Below are 22,977 nucleotides of genomic sequence, written 5' to 3'. Positions count from 1 at the left end.
CCCTTTGATTTACGCACAAACCGCGCTGTTATTGCCGATGGATTTATGCCTCGTGCTTAGGGAATGCTTTTTTGTTGAAAACGATAAGAATGCCCACCGCTACTGATATTGCTGCATCGGCTACATTAAAAATTGCATTGAAGAACGAGAATTCTTTACCGCCAATAATAGGCAGCCATGTAGGGAAATGTCCGTCTTTAATGATAGGGAAGTAAAGCATGTCTACTACTTTGCCGTGCAAAAAAGTGCCGTAGTGGTTTGCGGTGTCAAAAGTGGCAACTTTGCCGGGAAGGCTATGGTCAAATATCAAACCATACAGAACAGAGTCTATAATATTACCAAAAGCTCCTGCAAGTATCAGTGCAATAGATACAATAAGGTAAGGCGATTGTTTTTTCTTAACGCTGTCCCACAACCACCAGCCTATACCACCCACTGCCAGTATCCTGAAAAGGGTAAGAGTTAGTTTGCCGCCAAGCCATCCGGGAATCTCAGTACCCCAGGCCATACCATCGTTTTCTATAAATTGTATGTAAAACCAGCTAAAAACCTCTTTGGCTTCTCCTAGCCTAAAGTGGGTTTTAATATATATCTTAGATATTTGGTCTACAAGCAATACAAGTATTACAATTAAGTAGGCTTTCTTTAACGACATTTTTTAAATTTTAGGGCAAAAATAAATTAATTTATTAAACTAACAGTATCCTTTAAGTGTTTATGGAATGTTTTAACTACCTGTCAATTAAAAAGGGTTGCAGCCATTTTGTGTACTAACACAAGCAGTTGCAACCCTTTTTATGGTACTATATAAATGTGAGTTGCCTCACTGCATTGTTTAGTCTCTGCTTTGCAGTTTACTAAGTAGCCTTAAAAATTCTACATAAAGCCATACCAGCGTAATGATAAGGCCCATAGCGCCAAACCATTCCATATATTTTGGAAGCCTGCGTTGTGCACCTTCTTCTATTTGGTCAAAATCAAGGAAAAGGTTCAATGCCGCCAGTACTACTACAAATACGCTAAAGCCTATGCTAGGTAGTGAATTTCCGGTATGGAAAAAAGATATGCCGCCTATCCAGTAAAAAAGCATAGAGATAAAATAATAGGTAGCAATGGCAAGGGTAGAGGCTATCACTACAGACTTAAACCTCTCTGTAACCTTAACCACACCAAACCTGTATAGTGCAAGGCATACACCAAAGGTTACCATTGTGCCTGCAACAGCTTTCATTACAAGACCCGGATAGCGTACCTCGAAAATGGCAGAAAGTCCGCCTATAAATAAACCTTCAAAAAAAGCATAGCCCGGCGCAAGGAATCGCGAATTTTTAGGCGAAAACGATGCTGCAAGAACCAGTATAAGCCCTATAATGGCTCCGGCAATGGTTAAAACTATGGGGTTTTGTCCTGCAAAAGCCATAGACCAGGTTACGCCTGCTCCACAAAGCAATAAAGCAAAAAGTATAAAACTTTTGTTTATAGCTCCCTGAACGCTCATGGTATTGTTATAGTCTATAATGTTAATGGGGCGGCCGTCGGCATCAAAAACATTTGTTTTTGTAGCGGTGGTGTACGACTTGTTGTTTAAGAAAGGGTTTTTAGATTTTAACTCCATGGTGATTTGTTTTATTCAAAAGTAAGGTTTTTAATCGTACCGCAAAAAACATGCCTTTATAATTTTTTGAAGCACGAAAAAAGAAGTCTTTTCTTAATAGTGTTTTGTTAAAATAATCTAAGCTGCTCGCCCTTAGTGCCATCAAACAAATTGGTGGCCAGTGGCTCTATGCCATGATTAGAAAAATATTTTTGCCTGCCAACTTTAAAAGTCGTGTGTATCATGTTGGCAATATTGCCCTCGCCGCGTTTGCGTTTCGCAACGTTTTTCTCTCCAAGTTTGCCACCATGCATACTTGCAATATGGTTTAGCACTTTGTCTTTGCGGTCGGGGTAATGTTCGTTGAGCCAGTCTATAAAAACAGGCTCCACAGTGTCGTTAAGCCTTACGAGGGTGTAGCCAAAGCTTTTAGCACCACGTGCAGCTATTTCTTTTACAATGGGTAGTATTTCATCGCTGTTTAGGCCGGGTATAATGGGGGCAACCATTATGTGAACGGGAATGCCATTTGCCGACAGTGTTTCTATAGCCTTTAGCTTATTGTTTACTGATGAGGTTCTTGGCTCCAGTTTTCGCCTTAGTTCTTCATTAATAGTAGGGATGCTCAACGATACCGATACCAGATTTTTTTCTGCCAATTGTTTCAATAGGTCAATATCGCGCAACACAAGGGCATTTTTAGTAAGTATATCTACAGGGTGGCGGTAATCTAAAAATACCTGTAATAGTTGACGGGTTATCTGCATTTTGCGCTCAATAGGCTGGTAGCAGTCTGTATTGCCCGACAGTAAAATAGATTCCGGCTTGTAACCCCTTTTTTTAAAGAACTGTTCCAGCAACTGCGGTGCGTTTTTTTTAACCATTATTTTGCGCTCAAAGTCTACGCCTGCACTAAACCCCCAATATTCATGTGTTGGGCGTGCAAAACAATAGGCACAGCCATGCTCGCAGCCTTGATAGGGGTTCATGCTATAGGCCATATGCAGATCAGGACTTTTAACCGGGTTTACTATAGTTTTCGGAAAAACTTCCAATATCTCTGTCTTAGCTACCGGCTCTTCAAAATCATCATCATATATGGATTTTTCGTAGCGGTTCTTTTCAAAATGATTGTGAATGTTTACAACCGCACCTTGTCCTTTTATCTTCTCTGCATTCATAATTCGCCTCTTTTTATAGAGATGCAAATTACAAACTATAAGAAAATAATCTAACTGAGTTTAGAAAATATTATCAACATAGTTTTGGTCATAAATCAAGAATAACTTTAAAATGGGTAGTGGTTTCTAAATCAGGCGAATTATCGTCTACAACATTTGCTTTAATATAAAGGGTATTGTTATCATACCACTTAATTTTTTCAGGTCCCCATGATTGAAGAATTTTTTCGCCTAATACTTTAGGAGCATGAGTGCTTTGATATAATTGCAGACCGTTATCTGTAAACTGGGCAGTAAGATCGCTGTTTCCTGATACGATAAGTTTTCCGTTCGGTGACACCTCGGGTTGTCCCCACAATATGGTTTGATCTCCGGTTTGGGCATCTACCAAAATATAGTTATGCCATTCGTAAAAGCCGCCAAACACAACAAACTGATCCATATCCTCTCTATAACCATAATAAGTATATCGGGCATATTCATCGGTATCAGAATTGTTATTGATCAATGTAACCTCTTTCGCAGCAGTTTTAAACAATAGTGTATCACCTATTCTTTTCACAATTTCGCTGTCTCTTTCCAGATTATTTATTTCAGAAGTATCTATTGCAACAGGGGCATCTGCTTCATCAAAATCAGATTTTTTTATTTTTTCCACCCTTACAATTTTTCCGCCCAGATAAAAAGTATCAAGTTCAGAAACAAGAACTTTACTATCTGTCGGTTCGTCTGCATCTTCTTCGGTTTTTTTGTCTTTTTGACAGTTAACCAGGAATATACAACTCAAAATAGCTATTAGTGTACTAAATGATCTCATGCTTTGGGTAGAAATTTAAAAAATGAAAATAGGCAAAAGTATTTGAAAACACAAACAAAAAAAGCCTCCACCATTACGGTATGAGGCCTTCTTTTCTCCCAAAAATGTAAAATTGTTATTGCTGATAGTAGTTAACCCTTGGCGGAAAAACATGGTCTTTCCAAAAATCTACCACACTGGTAAGGGTTTCGCTCAATCCTGTAATTTCATCTGTTTTATAATAGCAGTGTATAAATGTATGCCTGCCTGTGGGTTTTTCATGCTCGGTTAGTACAAGGAACATGTAAGGTATGGCATTGCTCTTAAACTTTTCGTTCATGTACACCATATTCCGGCTGTCTGGCAATTGTATGGCAGGTGTAGCATTGTTTTGCAGCACCATAAACACTTCTTTTTGGTTTTCACGCAGGTAATGGCCTGCTGCTTCGGCATCATCAAACAATACTACTTTGTTTTTATGCCCGGCCTCATTTATTGCTGTACCAATAAGCGCAGCATTGTCTTTGCTGTTGTCAAGTACTACTATGTTGCCGTTTTTATTCAAACCAAATGCATATTCTGTAATATGCAAAGTTACTTTACAATCGCAGATTAGATTTTATAATATTCCACGTAATGTGTTATAGAACGTGTGTTAAAGTACACTTAAAACAAAACCACCCACTGCAGTTGCCTGCAACGGGTGGTTTACATAAAACAAACAATTAATCTAAAAAATAATTAAAGAGAAAAGTACTCTAATTATGGGTTTTACCTCCATCCCCCGCCAAGTGCGCGGTATAGGGTTACTATGGCTAAATATTGTTGGTAGCGGTTGTCTACAAGACTAAGCTGAGTGTTAAGCGCATTGTCTTTTGCGGTTAGTACTTCAAGATAGTTAACAAGGCCATACTCTAAAAGTTCGTCGCTGTAATCGGCAGCTTTAGTAAGGGCATCAGCCTGCTGTTCGCGTATGCCAATTTTTTTAGTTTCGTTGTTATAATTGGCAAGGGCATCGCTAACCTCGCGGCTTGCGCTAACCACAGCCTGCTGAAACTGCACATAAGCTGCCTCCTGGTTGGCCTTTGCAACTTCCATGCGGGTGCGGTTTTGCCTTTGGTTGAATAGCGGCTGCGTTAATCCGCTGATTACATTAGCAAAAAGCGAGTTGGCACTGAAAAGGTTGTCTATATCTATGGTTTGTAAACCACCTGTGCCGGTAACTTTTAACGCCGGATAAAAATTAGCACGGGCTACATTGGTAAGCTCAAAGGTGTTTACCAGAGCATATTCGGCGGCAATAACATCGGGCCTGTTGCGAAGCAGTGAAGCACTAAAACCAAGTTTAATTTCCGGATTTAATTGCTGGTCTTCAAATGCCGATCTTTGTATTGGACCCGGAGCCTGGCCTAAAAGTATGTTCATATAGTTTTCCATAAGCACAATGCTGTTCTTAAGGTCTTCTATAATAATTTCGGTGGCATATTTTTGAGCTTCGGTTTGCTTAACGGCAACTTCATTTACATTGCCTGCATCTTTAAGTGCGTGTATTACCTCTATACTCTCATTTCGGTTTACAAGGGTAGAGTCTGCAATTTTAAGCTGCATGTCTAACGAAAGCAGTTGGTAATATGTAGATGCAATATCCGATATCAACTGCGTTTGCACAGCCTGTTTGGCGGCAACCGTTTGCAGGTAAGTAGCATTAAGCGCACGTTTGTTGCTGCGAATCTTGCCCCAAATATCGGCTTCCCAAGCCAAAGAGCCTGTAATTTGGTATTGGTCTACACGCACTCTTCCACCACCGGTTTGCTGGCTAAACAGTGCGCCAAGCTGCGAGTTGTTAGACAGTTCCTGGTGTGTCCAGTCGGCACCAAGGTTAAAGGTAGGCTGGTAGCCTGCTTTACCCTGTTTCAGGTAAGCCTCGGCAGCCACAATATTTTGCACCGCCACGCGAATGTCAAAATTATTGGTAAGCCCTTTTTTAATGTGTCCCTGTAAAAGGTTATCTGTAAAAATTTTATCCCACGATATATCTGCCAGCGATGTGCTGTCCTGAACCTGTACCTCTGTGCGATACAGGTTTTCTGCCTTCACATCGGGCCTTTTATATTCTTTGGCAACAAAGCACGATTGCAACAGCAAGCCTGCTCCGGCCAGTATAATTATTCTATATTTCTTTGCGTTCATGTTATACTTGTTTAAGCAACAGCGTTCTCTGTTTGGTCCTGTTTAGGCTTGCCCGATATTTTTTCCTGCAATGCCTGGAATATGATGTACAATATTGGGATAACAAATACCCCAAATACAGTACCTATAAGCATACCACCCACGGCTGCCATACCTATACTGCGGTTACCCACAGCACCAACCCCTGCAGATAGTGCCAACGGCATCAATCCAAGGATAAAGGCAAAAGAGGTCATTAAGATTGGCCTTAAACGTGCCTGTGCGCCCTCAACAGCCGCATCTACAATGCTTAGCCCATGCTTGCGTCGCTGAACGGCAAACTCTACAATAAGGATGGCATTCTTGGCAAGGAGACCAATAAGCATGATGAGTGCTACCTGGAAGTAAATATTGTTTTCCAGCCCGGCGAGTTTTACAAAGCCAATGGCTCCGGCAATACCCACAGGCAGCGAAAGGATTACCGCAAGCGGAATAATGTAGCTTTCGTACTGCGCACTAAGCAGGAAGTACACAAATATCAAACTTAAAAGGAACACGCCTGCAGCCTGGCTTCCTGCAATAATTTCTTCGCGGGTCATACCACTAAACTCATAGCTGTATGATTTTGGCAGGTGCTGTGCGGCAACTTCCTGTATAGCCTTAATGGCATCTCCGGAGCTGTATCCCGGCTTGGCAGCACCGTTTACGTTTACAGCCTTATAGAGGTTGAAACGTGCTACAGCCTCAGGGCCATAAATTCGTTTAAAGTCTATAAACTGGCTTATGGCAACCATTTGGCCTGCATTGTTACGCACATATATTTTGTTTATAGAGTTTTCGTCTGCCCTTTGGTCCGGCTGTGCCTGTATCATTACACGGAACTGCTTACCAAAACGGTTAAAGTCGGTGGTATATAATCCGCCATAATAACCCTGCATGGTGTTGAAAATATTTGTAAGCGATACACCTGCATCTTTAGCCCTCTCGATGTTCACATCCATTTGATATTGCGGGAACGAAGGGTTAAAGTTGGTTTGCGCATACTGTATCTCTGGGCGTTTGTTAAGCTCGGCGAGAAACTCGTTACTCACTTTACTCACCGTTGCCCAGTCGTCTTCTCCGGTATCCTGAATTTTGAACTCGAAACCATCGGCACTACCCAAACCGGGTACGCTTGGTGGCGAGAAGAACAGCAGTCGTGCATCTTTAAATCCGGCCGTGCGGGCAAAAAGCTCGCCTGTAACAGCCTGCACTGTTTGGTTTTCTTCGGTACGGTCTTTCCAGTCTTTTAATTTAATTACACAGAAAGCATACGAACCACCGTTTACGCTGTTAAGCAAACTAAAGCCCACAACACTCATCCTTGCCTCAACTAAAGGCATAGACTGCAGTACTGAGTCAAGCTTGTTTACAGTAAGCTGTGTTTTTTCCAGCGTTGTTCCCGGAGGCATGGTAATATCGGCCATGATTACCCCACGGTCTTCACTTGGAATAAAGCCCGATGGCGTAGTAACAAACAACCAGTAAGTAATGCCGCTAAATACAAGCAGTATAACCACGGTTATCCATTTGCGTGGGGCAAGCCTGCGCAGCGAGCCCACATATTTACTGTTCATGGCATCGAAGCCTGTATTAAACGCTGTAAAGAAACGGTCTTTAAGGTTTTTCTTTTTGTGGTCGTGGTCGTCATGCGGCTTAAGGAACAGCGCACACAATGCCGGGCTCAGCGTTAATGCATTTACTGCCGATATTACAATTGATATGGCAAGCGTTACGGCAAACTGTTGGTAGAATACACCCGATGGCCCTTTTAGGAACGATACCGGGATAAATACCGCCGACATTACCAGGGTAATCGAAACGATGGCACCAGTAATTTCGCTCATGGCGCTTAGGGTTGCCTTTTTGGGGTCTTTTTCGCCTTCGTCGAGTTTGGCGTGCACCGCCTCTACAACCACAATGGCGTCATCGACCACAATACCAATGGCAAGGATCATCGCAAAAAGCGTAAGCATGTTGATTGAGAATCCAAACATTGAAAGGAAGAAGAACGTACCTACAATGGCCACCGGAACTGCAATGGCCGGGATTAGCGTAGAGCGGAAATCCTGAAGGAACAGGAAAACCACCACAAATACCAGTATAAAGGCTTCGATTAAAGTAGAAATTACTTTATGGATGGATGCATCAAGGAACGTTTTGGTACTAAATGGCACCACATAATCGATGCCTTCAGGAAAGTTCTTTTTGGCATCTTCCATGATTTTGTTAGCCTCTTCAATAATATCCTGGGCATTTGATCCTGATGTTTGGAATATACCCATGGCAACACCTTCTTTGCCCATACCCATATTGTTAGAGCCGTAACTAAAGGCGCCAAGCTCTACTGTTGCAACATCGCCCAGTTTTACAAAGTTTCCATTGCCTGTGGCCTTAACCACTATCTTTTCATAATCCTGTATTTTAGATAAACGTCCTTTGTATTTAATTACATATTCATAAATACCTTTGGCGTTTTCACCAAATTTACCCGGCGCGGCCTCAACGTTCTGTTCGTTAAGTGCAGCCTGTATATCGGCAGGGGTAAGCTGATAGGTAGCCATTTTTTCAGGGTCTATCCAAATACGCATAGAGTAGTCTTTACTACCAAACACGTTTACCTGGCCCACACCTTTAATACGCTGTAGTTTAGGCACAAGGTTTATCTTGGCATAGTTTTGTACAAATGTACCGTCATATTGCGGGTTGTTAGAGTACATAGACAGGAACATTAGCGAACTTGCCTGCCTTTTAACTGTAGTTACACCCGTGGCCACAACGGCAGCAGGAAGTTTTGGCGTAGCGCGCGATACCCTGTTTTGTACGTTTACCGCAGCAATGTCCGGATCTTCGCCCAATTCAAAGTAAACGGTAATGTTGGCCGTACCGTCGTTGGCGGCACTACTGGTCATGTAGGTCATGCCCTCTACACCGTTGATCTCTTCCTCAAGCGGAATTACAACACTGTTAAGTACGGTCTCGGCATTGGCACCTGTAAAGGTTGCTGTTACCTGCACGGTAGGAGGTGCAATTTCCGGATACTGCTCTACAGGCAGCGACAGCAGCCCCAGGATACCCAGAATGGTTATCAATATCGAAATTACGGTAGAGAGTACCGGCCTTTCTATAAACGTTTTAAGCATTTCTCAGTTTTATTTTTTGGTAGTAACGGTTTTAGTTTTGCTCACAGAGCTGGCAACAGTGTCCTGAATAGGTGCATCGGCAGGCTGCTCTTTTTTAGCTTCCTGCGGAATGATCTTCATACCGTCTTTAAGTTTAGAAGCCCCTTCAACCACAATAACTTCGCCTTCTTCCAGCCCTTCCTCAACAATAAAGTCGGTACCCGATGTAGTTCTTGTGGTTATTACTTTAGATTTTACAGTACCATCTTTATCAACCACATAAAGCATTTGCTTGCCCTGTAGTTCAAACACTGCATTTTGCGGTACCACTATGGCATTGTTATAGTTAATTGGCAAACGGATTATGCCATTGCTGCCACTCCTTAAAATTGCCTGCGGATTTTTGAATTCTGCCCTGAACTGGCTTGTACCCGTTGTTGCATTTACAAGACCTGTAACGGCTTCTATGCGACCTTTCTGGTCATACTCGCTACCATCAACCAATAGTAAAGTAACAGCAGGTGTGTTTTTTAGTTTTTGCTCTAGCGTAGCACCTTTAAAGGTCTTACTAAAGTTTAGCATTTGCTTCTCGTTAAGAGCAAAGTAAGCGCGCATTACCCTTGTGTCGCTCACTGTGGTCAATGCAACCTCAGATGTTGGACTTACCAGTGCCCCCTCTTTTAACGGAAGGCTGCCAATAACACCATCTACCGGAGAGGTAATGGTACCAAAGCCAATGTTTGTAGCTATGGCCTGGTAGTTTGCCTGTACCTGTGCAAGGTTTGCTTTGGCAGTTTCAAGCTGCACATTGCTTATAATTTTACGTTCTACAAGCGGTGCAAGTCTGTTAACTTCTACCTGAGCAGCATTAACAGCAGCTTTTGCAGCAGCAGCATCCTGATTTTGGGTTTGGGTTTCCAGTTTAAAAAGTATTTGGCCTTTTCTCACTGTTTGTCCTTCATCTACAAATATTTTGGTAATAAATCCTGTAACCTTTGGGCGTATCTCTACATTTTGGCGGCCTTCAAGGTTAGCGGTATATTCTTCAAATACGGTGGCATCCTGTTTAGTAACCGTTTGTACAGGGAAGGGTACCGGGGCAGCCGCAGCCTGTTGCGGGGCTTCCTCTTTTTTACCGCATGCGCTAAGCATTATAATGGCGGCCATTGCGCCTAAAAACGACTTGTTTCTCATTCTGTTTGTTCTATTGTATTTAAAAAGATGATGATTATTTAGATTTACTTTCGAGGTCTTTAAACTTCTGGATAGTATTGATAAGCAGTGCTTCCATTTGCAGTATGTGCTCTTTATAGGCCAGCGTTTTCTCAAGTTCTTTATCGTCGGCACAGGTAGCGGTTTGCTGGCGGTAGGTTACCATGCGTTCCATAATTTCTTTTTCAAAAGCTATCATGCGCATGTAGTTGTCAAAACGTTCGCTAAACTGAGATGGGCGATAGTATTTTTTACGGTCTCCCGGCAGGGTGTAGTAGGTTAGTTTACCTAACTTGACCAAGAGGCTAAGGTTGGTAGATACCGAACTTTTACTTGCTCCCATTATCTCTACAAGGTCGTCAAACGAATACTTGCGTGAGCCCGAATCCAGTATAAGCGTGGCAAGTATGCGCGAACCCAAAGGAGGGAGGTGGTGCACACTCTCAAAGTGTACGCCAAACATCTCTATCAGTTCTTCGCGTTCTTTTGCTAAATCTTCCATTGCTTCAAGATGAAAATTTGGGCAAATATACAAAGTTAGTTCGGTTAGTTCGGTTGTGTCCGAACCAAATTACAGTTAAAGTTTTGTTAAGAAATTAAAGTGGTTTAATTTGGCGGAGATGTAGTTGTGATAAAAACCTTAACCCGAATAAAGATACTGTTTTTATTGCAAATTATTGTTTAACAATGAAATATATCTGGAAATAAAAAAGGGGAAACTGTACAGTTTCCCCTTTTTTGGCCCCCAAAAATACCGTAAAATTAAATTTTACTAATGCTATTTTGGGTAAAAATATAGGTATTATGCGTGCCCTGCAATTTTTTTCGTTCAATAACGCAAATAATCGTTTAAGGGTTTTTACTTAATATGCACGGGCATCATTACCTTCATAAAAATTAATAAAGGCTTTGTTTACCACACGGTTTCCGCCAGGAGTAGGATAGTCTCCTGTAAAATACCAGTCTCCTAAGTTTTTAGGGCAGGCAATGTGCAGGTTCTCTACTGTCTGGAAGATAATCTTAACTTCAGCCTTAATATCTTTAGTGGTTAGCATCTGTGCAATTTTGTCTGATATTTCCTGATCGGTAAACGGTGCATAGAATTCCACAACGTGGTTTATCACCTCGCTGTCGGGCAGGTTTTCCTGTGCTTTACACTTATTATATACATCGTGTATTATGTGCTCCAATCCGCGTTCTTTCAATAAAGCCAGTGCTGCCTGAAAGGCCACCAAACCTTCCAGCTTGGCCATATCTATTCCATAACAGTCAGGATACCTTATTTGCGGTGCCGACGATACCACTACAATGCGCTTAGGGTTTAACCTGTCCATCATTTTAATGATGCTCATTTTTAGCGTGGTGCCTCGCACAATAGAGTCGTCTATAATAACAAGGTTGTCCTGTGGTTTAATAACCCCATAAGTAACATCATATACATGTGCCACAAGGTCGTCGCGGCTGCTGTCTTCAGTAATAAAAGTACGCAGCTTGGCGTCTTTAATGGCAATCTTCTCAGTACGTATCTTAACCTTTAACAACTCTTCCAGTGTAGTTTCGGTAAGGGTGTTTCGGTGTTCTAAAATGTGTTTGTTCTTACGCTGGTTCAAGAAGTCCTGTGCAGCCTCTACCATACCATAAAATGATGTTTCGGCAGTGTTAGGAATGTACGAGAAAACAGCATTGTCAGTATCGCTGTCTATGGCTTCAAGTACCTGTGGCAATACTAATTTACCAAGGTCTTTGCGCTCCTGGTATATCTCTGCATCGCTTCCGCGCGAAAAATAAATACGTTCAAACGAACAGGCTTTTTTAGTTACCGGAGGTATAATTTCGTGTATCGATATGCCTCCGCTTTTTTTGATGATTATGGCATTGCCTGGCTCAAGCTCCTTTACATCATCAAAATCTACATTAAATACAGTTTGTATTACAGGACGCTCTGATGCTACTACGGCAATTTCATCGTCCTGATAGTAGTATGCAGGGCGAATACCGGCCGGATCTCTAAAAACAAATGAGTCGCCGTGGCCAAACATGCCGGCCATGGCATAGCCACCATCCCATTGTTTAGAGGCACGCTTAAGTATGCGCGCAACATTAAGCCTCTCGGATATTACTGCCGATGCTTCCTGTTTATTGTATCCTTCATATTTACATACCTGATACAGGTCGCTAACCTCGTCGTCAAGGAAATGGCCAATTTTTTCCATTACCGTAACAGTGTCGGCAAGTTCTTTAGGGTGCTGCCCTAATTCTACAAGGCTGTCAAAAAGCTCTTTAACATTAGTCATGTTAAAGTTACCTGCCACAATAAGGTTGCGGTGCATCCAGTTGTTTTGGCGCAGAAACGGGTGAACGCTCTCTATGCTGTTCTTTCCGAAAGTACCATAGCGCACGTGGCCTAAAAAAACCTCGCCTAAATAAGGTATCTGGTCTTTTTGCAACTCAACGTTGTCTGCATATTCAGGATTGTTAGTAAGCTCTTCGTTAATGCGCTGGTTTATTTGCGCAAAAACGTCCTGTATGGGTTGTGGCTGGTTAGAACGCACGCGGCTAATGTAGCGCTGGCCGGGTTTAACATCCAGCTTTATGCTGGCAAACCCTGCGCCGTCCTGGCCGCGGTTGTGCTGTTTTTCCATAAGCAGGTACATTTTTTGAATGCCATAAAAGGCTGTACCATACTTTTCTTTATAATATTCCAAAGGCTTTAATAGCCTTAACAAAGCAATACCGCATTCGTGTTTTATTGCATCGCTCATAATAGTTGTTTGTTGTGTGTAGTTATATTAAAAAAAGCCCCACAAAGAGGCCTTAGTATTTTTACTTATTCTTCTTCCAGCACTATGTCGAACTGGGTTAGCATTTTAAACTGTTGCAAGCGTTCCTGCACTTCGCTTTTTTGCAGTTGCTCCATGCGTTCTGTGCCAAACTGCTCTACGCAAAACGATGCCAGGTTGGAGCCATATATAATGGCGTTTTTCATGTTCTTGAACGACAGGTTCTCGCTTTGTGCAATGTAGCCTGTAAAGCCACCTGCAAAAGTATCGCCTGCACCTGTTGGATCGAACACCTCCTCTAACGGAAGGGCAGGGGCAAAGAACACTTTTTTATCATGGAAAAGCAGTGCACCGTGCTCTCCCTTTTTAATTACCACATAGGCAGGGCCCATGGTGTGTATTTTTGCAGCCGCTTTTACAAGGCTGTATTCTCCGGTTAGCTGGCGCGCTTCTTCGTCGTTTACTGTAATAACGTCTACACGTTTAATAACGTCTAAAAGTTCGGGCAATGCGCAGTCCATCCAAAAGTTCATAGTGTCCAGCACTACAAGTTTTGGTTTTTCTGTAAGTTGGTTTAAAACCCCTGTTTGCACAATTGGGTGCAGGTTGCCCAGCATTACCACATCGGCATCTTTAAAATTCTCAGGCACTTTAGGCTCAAAATCGGCCAGTACGTTTAATTGGGTGTCCAGTGTGTCGCGGCTGTTAAGGTCGTTATGGTAGCGGCCGCTCCAAAAGAAGGTTTTGCCACCCTTAACTACTTCTATAGCCGAAATATCGATGCCTTTATTGCTTAGAAGGTCAAGATATTCCTGAGGGAAGTCTTCGCCTACTACCGACACTATAGCCGACTTAACATTAAAAAATGAAGCCGAAAGGCCAATATAAGTAGCAGCGCCACCCAATATTTTATCGGTCTTGCCAAAAGGCGTTTCTATAGCATCAAAAGCTACAGTACCCACAATGAGTAATTTATTCATAAAAATGCGTCAATTTTAGAAGCCGCAAAGATAGTGCTTTACTATTATAACGGCAATATGTGTGCCATCAATTTAAGTTATGGCAGGATAGGCATGTTTATATAATATATGGCAAGCCTGATAAGTAGTGATAAACAAGCTATTTTGCTATATTTACTCTTTATAAATATGGTATAATATGTCTCAATTAACACCTCAGCAAATACAGCAAATAGTCGAACAACTTCAAATTGGCATGCAATGCTACCTGCACATTAAGACCGGAGAAATTATTTTTGTGCCCGATGAAGACCGTATAGATTATGTAAAGCCCTGGGAGGAACTTTATAAAAAGATCGAGAACAGCTATAGCTATAGGGAGATTGAAAGGCCGGGATCTCGCGACCAGTTTATTTTTATGGAAGATTTTGTACTGGATCTGCCCGACGGAAAGCGTAAGTCTGAACTGCTGGATATACTTGATGATGAAAAGCCTTTTAGGAATTTTAAAAAATACATTGAGCAATCGGAAATTCGCAACGATTGGTTTGCCTTTAACAACCAAAAACTTACAGAGTGGGTTATAGAAGAGGTTAGAAGTATTTTAGAGCGTGTGCAGGATGAGCGTTAGTCAAATTGATATACATTTATAACATTTTGAAACTCAAATGTTAATATTTAAAATTGGCATAATTTTAGACTAACTATATCGTTATATTAACACAACTACAATTAATGATTAATTAACTTTATTAGGAACTTTAAAACATCAAATTATGCTGCCACAATTTAAAAAGACTGAAAAAAAAGCTGATATTTCTACAAAAATGGCGTTTATTATATTGGCTTCCAGTGTAGTACCTGCCGTAGCAATTGGCATGGCGGTTATGTATATTATTCATGCACTGTAAAAAGACTGCCGCTGTACAAAACTACTTGTCAAACCTGCCAACCTCTTCATAATAGGCGTCAACATTAAGCACAGGCTGTAATGATGCCATTACGGCCAACTCATCGCACCGCTCGTTTTGCGGGTGGTTGTTGTGGCCTTTTATCCATTTAAAATCTACCTTGTGCAGGCGGTACACTTTTAAAAAACGTTTCCACAGGTCGGGATTCTTCTTTCCGGCAAAACCCTTTTTCTCCCATCCCAGCACCCAGTTTTTAGTAACCGAGTCTACCACATATTTAGAGTCGCTTACTACAAGCACGCTCATGCCGGGGTTTCGCAGCTTTTCTAAGCCTACAATAACAGCCAGGAGTTCCATGCGGTTGTTAGTAGTAAGCCTAAAACCTTCATAAAACTCTTTTCGATAAGCTTGGCCTACAAGCTCCATGACCACGCCATAGCCTCCGGGGCCGGGATTGCCCTTGGCTGCGCCATCAGTATATATGTGTACGGTGTGCATTTTTAATTGTTGATTTTATTATTTGGCTATTTGTGGATTTGGTTATTTGGTGCTTGAATTACCTTAAAACTAAATATTTATTTTAAAATCGAATTTCAAATAACCAAATACACAAATAACCGGATTAACTAATTGCTACATTGTTCCATTAACTAACTGTTCTATTACAACAGGAAAATGCTCATGCTCCAGTGCCAGTACTTTTAGGGCAACTTCTTCCGCTGTAAGGCACTCTTCAATTGCCACCGCCTGCTGAAAAATGATGTTGCCTTCATCATAATTGTCGTTTACATAATGTATGGTAATGCCGCTTTCTCTTTCTTTATTTTCCAGCACGGCACGGTGCACATGTATGCCATACATGCCTTTTCCGCCATAGGCAGGCAGCAGTGCCGGATGAATGTTTATTACCCTGCCGGGATAGGCGGCTATAATATCTGCCGGAAATTTTAGCAGGAAGCCCGCCAGTACAATTAAGGAAGGATTAAATGCTTGCAAATGGCGCAGTACAAAACCATTGTTAAGTTCGTCTTTTGTAAAAGCCAATTTAGGTATATTATAGTGTGCTGCCTTTTGCAAAACGCCTGCATTTGTGTTGTTAGTTAGCACTAAAACCACTTTTGCAGCATTACTTTGTAAGAAATACCTCATTATTTGTTCGGCATTTGAGCCTCCACCCGATGCAAAAAGCACTATATTTTTCATGTAAAAACAGTTTTGAGAGTGCAAAAAAAAGAATAATATCCTGCAAAATAACGCTGTTTTCACTTTAATGTAAAATTAATTTTTTACTTTAGTACTCACATTTTTTAGGTAAACAGTGGTTTTAAGATAAAGTTTTTTATTTTTGCCGTTCAATTTAAATTCTAAAATTAAAGATTATGTCAGACATTGCATCAAGAGTAAAAGCGATTATCGTAGACAAATTAGGTGTTGACGAAAACGAAGTTGTAACAGAGGCAAGCTTCACTAACGATTTAGGAGCTGATTCACTAGACACTGTTGAGCTTATAATGGAGTTTGAGAAAGAATTTGATATTCAGATTCCAGACGATCAGGCCGAAAACATCTCTACTGTTGGTCAGGCTATTTCTTACATAGAAGAAGCAAAAAAATAATAAATATGTAGCATCCATGTAGCCTTAAAATTACATGGATGTTATTATTTATTGGCTGTATTACAGCCATGTACAAAAAAAACATACTATGCCGGGGGCAAAGCCTGTGGCTTTATACTATACAGCTGCCCATGTTTTCTTACTTTTGTTTAAAGAATTGCATGGGTATTGTTGTTATTATTTAAAACTATAAAATTAGCTTTATGAAATTAAGGAGAGTTGTGGTTACCGGACTTGGAGCGCTAACCCCCATAGGCAACACAGTACAGGAGTACTGGGAAGGTCTTATAAACGGTGTGAGCGGCGCTGCCCCGATTACATATTTTGACACCACAAACTTTAAGACCAAATTTGCGTGCGAGGTTAAAAATTTCAACGTTGAAGATTTTATAGACCGCAAAGAAGCACGCAAAATGGACCGCTATGCGCAATATGCCGTTGTAGCTACAGACGAAGCCGTAAAAGATGCCGCCTTTGACTTTGAAACTCTTGACAAAGACAGGGTTGGCGTTATATGGGGCTCCGGAATTGGAGGTCTTGAAACTTTTCAGGAAGAGGTAATAAACTGGACGAACAGCAAAAATACGCCTAAGTTTAACCCGTTCTTTATACCTAAAATGATCGCCGATATTGCCGGTGGTCATATATCTATTCGTTACGGTTTCCGTGGGCCAAACTTTACAACAGTATCGGCCTGTGCATCATCTACAAATGCTATGATAGATGCGTTTAACTACATTCGTCTTGGTCATGCCGATGTAATTATTACAGGTGGCAGCGAGGCGGCTGTAACCATTGCAGGTATGGGTGGTTTTAATGCCCTGCATGCGCTTTCTACCCGAAACGACAGTCCTGAAACCGCAAGCCGCCCTATGGATAAAGACCGCGATGGTTTTGTGCTAGGAGAGGGTGCAGGTACTATTATACTTGAAGAATATGAACACGCAGTGGCGCGTGGTGCAAAAATATATTGCGAAATTGGCGGTGGCGGCATGAGTGCCGATGCACACCACATTACTGCCCCACACCCTGAAGGTTTGGGTGCCCGCAATGTAATGATAAACTGTCTTAGAGATGCAGGTCTTAAGCCAGAAGATGTAGATGGTGTTAACATGCACGGAACCAGCACGCCACTTGGCGATATTGCCGAGAGTAAAGCAATACTCGAAGTATTTGGAGAACATGCCTATACACTAAATCTAAACTCTACCAAGTCTATGACGGGTCACCTTCTTGGTGCAGCCGGGGCGATAGAAACCATATCGTGCATACTTTCTTTAAAGCATGGTATAGTGCCGCCAACCATTAATCATTTTACCGATGATGAAAACATAGACCCTAAACTGAACTTTACCTTTAACACTGCCCAAAAAAGGGATATGAAAGTGGTAATGAGCAATACGTTTGGTTTTGGTGGTCATAATGCCTGCGTACTTATTAAAAAGCTTGAAGAATAAAATTGACAGCAACTGTATATGGGTTTCTTTAAAAATATATTCTCTAAATCCCGCCATACCCCAAAGGAAGGCGGGATTTTTTTTACCGAAATGCAGTCGGTGCTGGGTTTTGAGCCTTTAAACGAAAATCATTACCGCAGGGCTTTTACGCACAGGTCATCTAACAAGACCGATGAAAAAGGAAATCCGGTAAACTACGAAAGGCTGGAATTTCTGGGCGATGCCATGTTGGGCTCCGTAATTGCGGCGCACCTTTTTAATGAGGTGCCCACTGGAGATGAAGGCTACCTTACAAAAATGCGTTCTAAAATTGTTAGCCGGGAGCACCTTAATGAGCTTGGCCGCGATCTTAACCTTATAAAATGGGTAGAGAGCAAAGTATCTGCGCAGCATTTTGGAGAGAACATACATGGTAACCTTTTTGAGGCGCTTATTGGCGCTATATATTTAGACCGTGGATTTAGCTATTGCGAGCAGTTTATACAGCAAAAAGTTATTATTCCTTATGTAGATATACCAAAGCTTGAAGGTAAGGTTATAAGCTACAAAAGCCTTGTAATTGAATGGTGTCAAAAAGAAAAGAAAAGTTTTCTTTTTGAAATTTATGAAGACAACGGCGTAGAGGGGCAAAAACACTTTGGCGTAAAACTAAAAATCAATGGAGAAATAGTAGCCCGTGCCCGTGCTACATCTAAAAAGAAAGCTGAGGAAAAAGCGGCTCAGAGAGCTTTTTTTGCATTTCAGGAAAAAATTAACAAAAAATAAAATCGTATTGTTATTTTCTCAAACGTTTTCGATAAAAAATTTGCGTTAACTTAATTTTAAGACTATTCTATGTAAGTTATAAGTGTTATATTTACAGCTTATTTGGATGTAAGTGTTATGGCTGTACATAAATTAATGATAGACGACTTTGATAGTGTCGATTATTCATTGATCGCCATTCATTCGTCTTTAGAAGATTACCGCCTGGCATATTTTATAAACCGTGAACTTGAGATACGGCTTGAAAAATGCCCAAACGATATAAGTTTTATACAAAAGGAGAGCAAGGCTTATTTTTCGAGGTACCTGTTTGAAGACGAAGAGAATGATGTGGCCTGGAACCTTATTCAAAATAAAAACAGTATTGTAAGCGCACCAGAAAACGCCCAATCATCGCTATTCTCAGGAGGAGAATACAGGGTTACCACCAGTGTGTTTTTTCTGCCCGAGTTAAAGCGGGTAGATTATATATTGAAAGTGGATAACGAAGAAACCGAAGAAAATGTGATCAGGGCATTGCTTGCAGTAAAATATATTGCCACAGCCTATAAAATAGACCACAATAAACTAAAATCGAAAAACAACTTAATTTTTTAAGAGAATGCCGACAAAAAAGAAAACCAAAATTGTAGCCACGTTAGGCCCTGCGTGCAGCACCAAGGAAGTCATTAAAGACATGATTGAAGCCGGTGTAAATGTGTTTAGGATAAACTTTTCGCATGCCGATTATACTGATGTTAAAGAACGTATAGATATAATAAGGGGACTTAACGAAGAATTTGGCTACAACGCCTCTATACTTGCCGACCTGCAGGGTCCTAAGCTTCGTGTAGGTGTAATGAAAGATGATATTGTTGTAAATCCAGGCGACATTATTACTTTCCAAACTGCCGAAGACAGTTTAGGTACTGCCGAAAGGGTGTACATGAACTACAAGCAATTCCCTAATGATGTAAATCCGGGCGAAAGGATACTTCTTGATGACGGTAAACTTATTTTTGAAGTTATAGAAACCAATAAAGTAGATGAGGTTAAAACTGTGGTAGTACAGGGTGGTCCGCTTAAATCTAAAAAAGGCGTTAACCTTCCTAATACCAAAGTATCGTTACCTGCTCTTACTGAAAAAGATATCAGGGATGCCATTTTTGCCATTGGCGAAAGGGTAGACTGGTTAGCATTATCGTTTGTGCGTACTCCAAGAGATCTTCAGGATCTTCAGGATCTTATTGCACAGCACTGCGACTATAAAATTCCTATCGTAGCTAAAATAGAAAAACCTGAGGCTGTAGAGAATATAGATAAAATTGTTGCTTTTTGCGATGGCCTTATGGTAGCGCGTGGCGATCTTGGTGTTGAGGTTCCTGCTCAGGAAGTGCCGCTTATTCAGAAAAAACTGATAAACCGCGCTAAAACTGCACGTATACCTGTAATTGTGGCTACACAAATGATGGAAACCATGATTACAAGTCTTACACCAACAAGGGCAGAGGTTAACGACGTGGCTAACTCTGTAATGGATGGTGCTGATGCGGTAATGCTTTCTGGTGAAACATCTGTAGGTATGTATCCGGTACAGGTTATCGAAAAAATGTCATCTATCATACAGGCGGTTGAAGATTCTCCGCTAATCACAGTGCCTCAAAACACGCCGCAGGTGCGCACTAAGCGTTTTATAACAAAATCTATTTGTTACCACGCTGCACAAATGGCAAACGTTATTAAGGCTAAAGCTATTGTTACGCTAACAAACAGTGGCTATACTGCTTTCCAGATATCAGCCTGGAGGCCTGCTGCAGATATATTGGTGTTTACAGATAACAAAAGGATCGTTACACAAATGAGCCTTCTGTGGGGTGTAAATGCTTTTTATTATGATAAATCGCTTAGTACAGATGAAACTGTAGAGGATGTAAATGCAATTGCCCAGCAAAAAGGCTTTGCAGATAAAGGCGATATCCTTATTAACCTTGCCGCAATGCCTGTAACAGAGCGCGGTATGGTTAACACTCTTAGGGTAACTGAGATCGTATAAGTTTTTTATTTATCCGTTTTAATAGTAAAAGCTGCCTGTTATGGGCAGCTTTTTTTATGCTTTGGCTTTACCTATCACAATCAAAACCTATATATGTTTTTAGGTGTTATACAGTAATCTAGGGCGATATCTGTGTCGTTGTATGGTATGTCATTCTCTTCTGCTTCAAATAACGATAACCCTATTTTTATTACATTAGGTTTACACTCTTCAAGGAAACGGTCATAAAAGCCCTTTCCGTAGCCTACACGGTGTCCTTTTGTGTCAAAAGCCAATAGGGGTATAAATACCACATCCATTTTATTAGAGGGCACTTCTATGCCTTCTACGGGTTCAGGAATGCCATACGGGCTAATAACAAGTCTTGTGTTGTCTGTAAGCAGGTAATGCACCATTGTGCAACAGTCAAAATCAGATCGGGATACAATAACCTCTTTATCTTTTCCTGCAAGTATGTTAAGTATAACATCTGTATGTACCTCTTTTTGTGTTTCTATCGATAAAAAGAGATGGAAATAGGTTTTGCCCCATATATCCAGTTGCAGCAAAAGGTTGGCAATAGCAAGGCTTCCTGCCTCAATACGGTCTATGGGTAGCGCATTACGCATTGCTTTATATTTTTGCCTCAGTTCTTGTTTTGTCATTATCCGTAGTATTTATACAAATATAAAATAAGGTGGCTTTTCAGGCCATAAAAAATCCCGAAAGCCATAAAGCTATCGGGATTTAGAAAAATATTTGTGATTGTTGTTAACTTATTTTTTGCCAAGAACACTGTTCCTGCTTCCGTAGGCAAAATATATAATAACGCCTATAGCCATCCAGCCTATAAGTCGTAGCCAGTTTAGCCATCCAAGGCCATATATCATGGCAAGACAAACGGCTACACCTAATAGAGGCACTAATGGCACTAAAGGGGTTTTAAATTCCCTAACCATATTAGGTTCTGTTTTGCGAAGCACTATTACAGATATACATACTAATATAAACGCAAACAGGGTGCCTATACTGGTCATGTCGCCCACAATATCGCCCGGTATAAACGCTGCAAAAAGGCCAACTATTACAAGTATTACAAGATTGGCTTTATAGGGCGTCTGAAATTTAGGGTGCAGGTGGCTAAAGAATGATGGCAGTAAGCCGTCTTTACCCATAGCATAGAACACACGGCTCTGGCCTAAAAGCATTACAAGTATTACAGATGAAAAACCTGCAAGAATGGCTATAGTTACAAAATTGCCTAACCAGCCATACCCGGCCATATATTTGTTTATGGCAAACGCTACAGAAGCTTCTTTACCTGTTGTTCTAAAATCTTCTACAGTAGCTACACCTGTTAGCACGTGGGCAAATAAAATATATAATACAGTACAAATTGCAAGCGATCCCAATATACCTATTGGCATATCTTTTTTAGGATTTTTAGTTTCCTGTGCTGCGGTACTCACGGCATCAAAACCAATAAAGGCAAAGAAAACAGTACCTGCGGCACCAAGAATACCCGCTATACCTCCAAAACTATGGTCTACACCTGCATCATCTACATAAGTGGCCGGTGCAGGAATATAATGTTCGTGGTTTACAGGATTAATAAACTGCCAGCCGATTACAATTATAAGGATAACGATGGCAACTTTTACAATAACAATCAGGCCGTTTACAAATGCCGATTCCTGAGTGCCTTTTATTAATAGCAGGCTTATAATTGCTACTATAAACAGGGCAGGGAGGTTGATAAGTCCGTGTTCTCCTGTGGCAGATACCTGAAAAGGTGAGTGAGACAGAGCATAAGGTATAGGGTCTGTATGCAGCACCGAGACCAGCAGGTTGTTGAGATATTCGCTCCAGGCAATGCCCACTGTTGCAGCACCTACTGCATATTCAAGGATAAGATCCCAGCCTATTATCCATGCTAAAAATTCGCCCATAGTGGCATAGGTATAGGTATAAGCACTACCCGAAATTGGAATGGAGGAAGAAAGTTCTGCATAACATAAACCCGCAAGTGCACAGCCAATGGCTGCAACTATAAACCCGATGGTTACCGACGGACCTGCGTTGTTTGCAGCAGCAGTAGCGGTTCTTACAAACAAGCCCGCACCTATAATAGCACCAATGCCTAAAGCAACTAACGACCATGCTGTAAGGGTTCTTTTTAAACTCTTCTCAGATTCGGTTGCTTCTGCAAGCAGTGTTTGTAAGGGTTTTCTTCTCCAGATAGACATAAATGTTATTTATTTATTGTTAAGAAGCCCCAAATATAGCGGTTTTGTCAATATTATAATAATTTTAACTAATTTATGTAGCACTAATTTGTTATAATTCGCTGAAAAATAAACAGTAA

At 41.1% G+C, this 22,977-nt stretch carries 22 protein-coding genes; 7 read left to right on the top strand and 15 right to left on the bottom strand.

Translation table 11 applies throughout. The annotated features are described in order from the left end of the window. Positions 1-43 precede the first annotated feature (43 nt). The 11 genes from GR160_RS09085 to GR160_RS09035 all read right to left on the bottom strand — a co-directional run bounded on the left by GR160_RS09085 (position 44) and on the right by GR160_RS09035 (position 13,873). On the bottom strand, positions 44-655 hold the full coding sequence (locus tag GR160_RS09085) for a lipoprotein signal peptidase (protein WP_160749544.1): 612 nt from the start codon (positions 653-655) through the stop codon (positions 44-46). Positions 656-835: 180 nt separating this feature from the next. Next, positions 836-1,615, bottom strand: a complete 780-nt coding sequence (locus tag GR160_RS09080; protein ID WP_160749543.1) for a Bax inhibitor-1/YccA family protein — start codon at positions 1,613-1,615, stop codon at positions 836-838. Positions 1,616-1,722: 107 nt separating this feature from the next. Further along, positions 1,723-2,775, bottom strand: a complete 1,053-nt coding sequence (locus GR160_RS09075) for a PA0069 family radical SAM protein (protein ID WP_160749542.1) — start codon at positions 2,773-2,775, stop codon at positions 1,723-1,725. Positions 2,776-2,863: 88 nt separating this feature from the next. Next, complete coding sequence (locus GR160_RS09070; RefSeq protein ID WP_160749541.1) at positions 2,864-3,592, bottom strand: hypothetical protein; 729 nt, start codon at positions 3,590-3,592, stop codon at positions 2,864-2,866. A gap of 115 nt (positions 3,593-3,707) precedes the next feature. Continuing rightward, a complete protein-coding gene (locus GR160_RS09065; protein ID WP_160749540.1) occupies positions 3,708-4,163 on the bottom strand; it encodes a hypothetical protein in 456 nt (151 codons plus the stop codon). Between the two features lie 179 nt (positions 4,164-4,342). Further along, complete coding sequence (locus tag GR160_RS09060; protein WP_160749539.1) at positions 4,343-5,761, bottom strand: efflux transporter outer membrane subunit; 1,419 nt, start codon at positions 5,759-5,761, stop codon at positions 4,343-4,345. A gap of 11 nt (positions 5,762-5,772) precedes the next feature. Then, positions 5,773-8,922: an efflux RND transporter permease subunit gene (locus tag GR160_RS09055; RefSeq protein ID WP_160749538.1), complete on the bottom strand. Its 3,150-nt coding sequence runs from the start codon at positions 8,920-8,922 to the stop codon at positions 5,773-5,775. Positions 8,923-8,931: 9 nt separating this feature from the next. Then, complete coding sequence (locus GR160_RS09050) at positions 8,932-10,095, bottom strand: efflux RND transporter periplasmic adaptor subunit (protein ID WP_160749537.1); 1,164 nt, start codon at positions 10,093-10,095, stop codon at positions 8,932-8,934. A 34-nt stretch (positions 10,096-10,129) separates the two neighbouring features. After that, positions 10,130-10,615 carry a GbsR/MarR family transcriptional regulator gene (locus GR160_RS09045; protein WP_160749536.1) on the bottom strand — a complete coding sequence of 162 codons (486 nt, stop codon included), beginning with the start codon at positions 10,613-10,615 and terminating at the stop codon, positions 10,130-10,132. A gap of 361 nt (positions 10,616-10,976) precedes the next feature. Continuing rightward, positions 10,977-12,875, bottom strand: a complete 1,899-nt coding sequence (locus tag GR160_RS09040) for an amidophosphoribosyltransferase (RefSeq protein WP_160749535.1) — start codon at positions 12,873-12,875, stop codon at positions 10,977-10,979. Positions 12,876-12,940: 65 nt separating this feature from the next. Then, positions 12,941-13,873 carry a PfkB family carbohydrate kinase gene (locus tag GR160_RS09035; protein WP_160749534.1) on the bottom strand — a complete coding sequence of 311 codons (933 nt, stop codon included), beginning with the start codon at positions 13,871-13,873 and terminating at the stop codon, positions 12,941-12,943. 178 nt (positions 13,874-14,051) lie between these two features. On the opposite strand from GR160_RS09035, the gene GR160_RS09030 reads away from it, so the two are divergent. Together GR160_RS09030 and GR160_RS19495 are read left to right on the top strand one after the other, a co-directional pair. Beyond that, positions 14,052-14,483 carry a UPF0158 family protein gene (locus GR160_RS09030; protein WP_160749533.1) on the top strand — a complete coding sequence of 144 codons (432 nt, stop codon included), beginning with the start codon at positions 14,052-14,054 and terminating at the stop codon, positions 14,481-14,483. A gap of 145 nt (positions 14,484-14,628) precedes the next feature. Continuing rightward, a complete protein-coding gene (locus GR160_RS19495; RefSeq protein ID WP_255478511.1) occupies positions 14,629-14,763 on the top strand; it encodes a hypothetical protein in 135 nt (44 codons plus the stop codon). 21 nt (positions 14,764-14,784) lie between these two features. On the opposite strand, the gene rnhA is transcribed toward GR160_RS19495, so the two are convergent. Together rnhA and GR160_RS09020 are read right to left on the bottom strand one after the other, a co-directional pair. Beyond that, the gene (gene rnhA / locus GR160_RS09025; RefSeq protein WP_160749532.1) at positions 14,785-15,261 is read right to left on the bottom strand and encodes a ribonuclease HI; all 477 of its coding nucleotides are present in this window, start codon (positions 15,259-15,261) and stop codon (positions 14,785-14,787) included. Between the two features lie 135 nt (positions 15,262-15,396). Next, on the bottom strand, positions 15,397-15,966 hold the full coding sequence (locus tag GR160_RS09020) for a phosphoribosylglycinamide formyltransferase (RefSeq protein WP_160749531.1): 570 nt from the start codon (positions 15,964-15,966) through the stop codon (positions 15,397-15,399). Between the two features lie 176 nt (positions 15,967-16,142). Between GR160_RS09020 and GR160_RS09015 the strand changes: the two genes are divergently transcribed. The 5 genes from GR160_RS09015 (at position 16,143) to pyk (ending at position 20,633) form a co-directional block, all read left to right on the top strand. Continuing rightward, positions 16,143-16,379, top strand: a complete 237-nt coding sequence (locus GR160_RS09015; RefSeq protein ID WP_019037482.1) for an acyl carrier protein — start codon at positions 16,143-16,145, stop codon at positions 16,377-16,379. Positions 16,380-16,582: 203 nt separating this feature from the next. Continuing rightward, positions 16,583-17,836: a beta-ketoacyl-ACP synthase II gene (fabF, locus tag GR160_RS09010; RefSeq protein ID WP_160749530.1), complete on the top strand. Its 1,254-nt coding sequence runs from the start codon at positions 16,583-16,585 to the stop codon at positions 17,834-17,836. 18 nt (positions 17,837-17,854) lie between these two features. Next, the gene (gene rnc, locus GR160_RS09005) at positions 17,855-18,601 is read left to right on the top strand and encodes a ribonuclease III (RefSeq protein WP_160749529.1); all 747 of its coding nucleotides are present in this window, start codon (positions 17,855-17,857) and stop codon (positions 18,599-18,601) included. Between the two features lie 117 nt (positions 18,602-18,718). Next, positions 18,719-19,198 carry an IPExxxVDY family protein gene (locus GR160_RS09000; RefSeq protein WP_160749528.1) on the top strand — a complete coding sequence of 160 codons (480 nt, stop codon included), beginning with the start codon at positions 18,719-18,721 and terminating at the stop codon, positions 19,196-19,198. Between the two features lie 4 nt (positions 19,199-19,202). Next, positions 19,203-20,633: a pyruvate kinase gene (gene pyk / locus GR160_RS08995; RefSeq protein ID WP_160749527.1), complete on the top strand. Its 1,431-nt coding sequence runs from the start codon at positions 19,203-19,205 to the stop codon at positions 20,631-20,633. Positions 20,634-20,713: 80 nt separating this feature from the next. Here pyk and GR160_RS08990 read toward each other — a convergent pair whose 3' ends face one another. Then, positions 20,714-21,277: a 5-formyltetrahydrofolate cyclo-ligase gene (locus GR160_RS08990; protein WP_160749526.1), complete on the bottom strand. Its 564-nt coding sequence runs from the start codon at positions 21,275-21,277 to the stop codon at positions 20,714-20,716. A gap of 111 nt (positions 21,278-21,388) precedes the next feature. Beyond that, positions 21,389-22,858 carry an amino acid permease gene (locus GR160_RS08985; RefSeq protein ID WP_160749525.1) on the bottom strand — a complete coding sequence of 490 codons (1,470 nt, stop codon included), beginning with the start codon at positions 22,856-22,858 and terminating at the stop codon, positions 21,389-21,391. Between the last annotated feature and the right edge of the window lie 119 nt (positions 22,859-22,977).

The organism is Flavobacterium sp. Sd200, assembly GCF_009826935.1.
In the GTDB taxonomy this organism is placed as follows: Bacteria; Bacteroidota; Bacteroidia; order Flavobacteriales; family Flavobacteriaceae; genus Flavobacterium.
This window is presented reverse-complemented; position numbering and strand designations above follow the sequence as displayed.

What these genes read in the sequence shown, in the direction of transcription:
- GR160_RS09085 (WP_160749544.1), bottom strand. Translation starts at nt 655, where the DNA reads ATGTCGTTAAAGAAAGCCTACTTAATTGTAATACTTGTATTGCTTGTA.
- GR160_RS09080 (WP_160749543.1), bottom strand. Translation starts at nt 1,615, where the DNA reads ATGGAGTTAAAATCTAAAAACCCTTTCTTAAACAACAAGTCGTACACC.
- GR160_RS09075 (WP_160749542.1), bottom strand. Translation starts at nt 2,775, where the DNA reads ATGAATGCAGAGAAGATAAAAGGACAAGGTGCGGTTGTAAACATTCAC.
- GR160_RS09070 (WP_160749541.1), bottom strand. Translation starts at nt 3,592, where the DNA reads ATGAGATCATTTAGTACACTAATAGCTATTTTGAGTTGTATATTCCTG.
- GR160_RS09060 (WP_160749539.1), bottom strand. Translation starts at nt 5,761, where the DNA reads ATGAACGCAAAGAAATATAGAATAATTATACTGGCCGGAGCAGGCTTG.
- GR160_RS09055 (WP_160749538.1), bottom strand. Translation starts at nt 8,922, where the DNA reads ATGCTTAAAACGTTTATAGAAAGGCCGGTACTCTCTACCGTAATTTCG.
- GR160_RS09050 (WP_160749537.1), bottom strand. Translation starts at nt 10,095, where the DNA reads ATGAGAAACAAGTCGTTTTTAGGCGCAATGGCCGCCATTATAATGCTT.
- GR160_RS09045 (WP_160749536.1), bottom strand. Translation starts at nt 10,615, where the DNA reads ATGGAAGATTTAGCAAAAGAACGCGAAGAACTGATAGAGATGTTTGGC.
- GR160_RS09040 (WP_160749535.1), bottom strand. Translation starts at nt 12,875, where the DNA reads ATGAGCGATGCAATAAAACACGAATGCGGTATTGCTTTGTTAAGGCTA.
- GR160_RS09035 (WP_160749534.1), bottom strand. Translation starts at nt 13,873, where the DNA reads ATGAATAAATTACTCATTGTGGGTACTGTAGCTTTTGATGCTATAGAA.
- GR160_RS09030 (WP_160749533.1), top strand. Translation starts at nt 14,052, where the DNA reads ATGTCTCAATTAACACCTCAGCAAATACAGCAAATAGTCGAACAACTT.
- GR160_RS19495 (WP_255478511.1), top strand. Translation starts at nt 14,629, where the DNA reads ATGCTGCCACAATTTAAAAAGACTGAAAAAAAAGCTGATATTTCTACA.
- rnhA (WP_160749532.1), bottom strand. Translation starts at nt 15,261, where the DNA reads ATGCACACCGTACACATATATACTGATGGCGCAGCCAAGGGCAATCCC.
- GR160_RS09020 (WP_160749531.1), bottom strand. Translation starts at nt 15,966, where the DNA reads ATGAAAAATATAGTGCTTTTTGCATCGGGTGGAGGCTCAAATGCCGAA.
- GR160_RS09015 (WP_019037482.1), top strand. Translation starts at nt 16,143, where the DNA reads ATGTCAGACATTGCATCAAGAGTAAAAGCGATTATCGTAGACAAATTA.
- fabF (WP_160749530.1), top strand. Translation starts at nt 16,583, where the DNA reads ATGAAATTAAGGAGAGTTGTGGTTACCGGACTTGGAGCGCTAACCCCC.
- rnc (WP_160749529.1), top strand. Translation starts at nt 17,855, where the DNA reads ATGGGTTTCTTTAAAAATATATTCTCTAAATCCCGCCATACCCCAAAG.
- GR160_RS09000 (WP_160749528.1), top strand. Translation starts at nt 18,719, where the DNA reads ATGGCTGTACATAAATTAATGATAGACGACTTTGATAGTGTCGATTAT.
- pyk (WP_160749527.1), top strand. Translation starts at nt 19,203, where the DNA reads ATGCCGACAAAAAAGAAAACCAAAATTGTAGCCACGTTAGGCCCTGCG.
- GR160_RS08990 (WP_160749526.1), bottom strand. Translation starts at nt 21,277, where the DNA reads ATGACAAAACAAGAACTGAGGCAAAAATATAAAGCAATGCGTAATGCG.
- GR160_RS08985 (WP_160749525.1), bottom strand. Translation starts at nt 22,858, where the DNA reads ATGTCTATCTGGAGAAGAAAACCCTTACAAACACTGCTTGCAGAAGCA.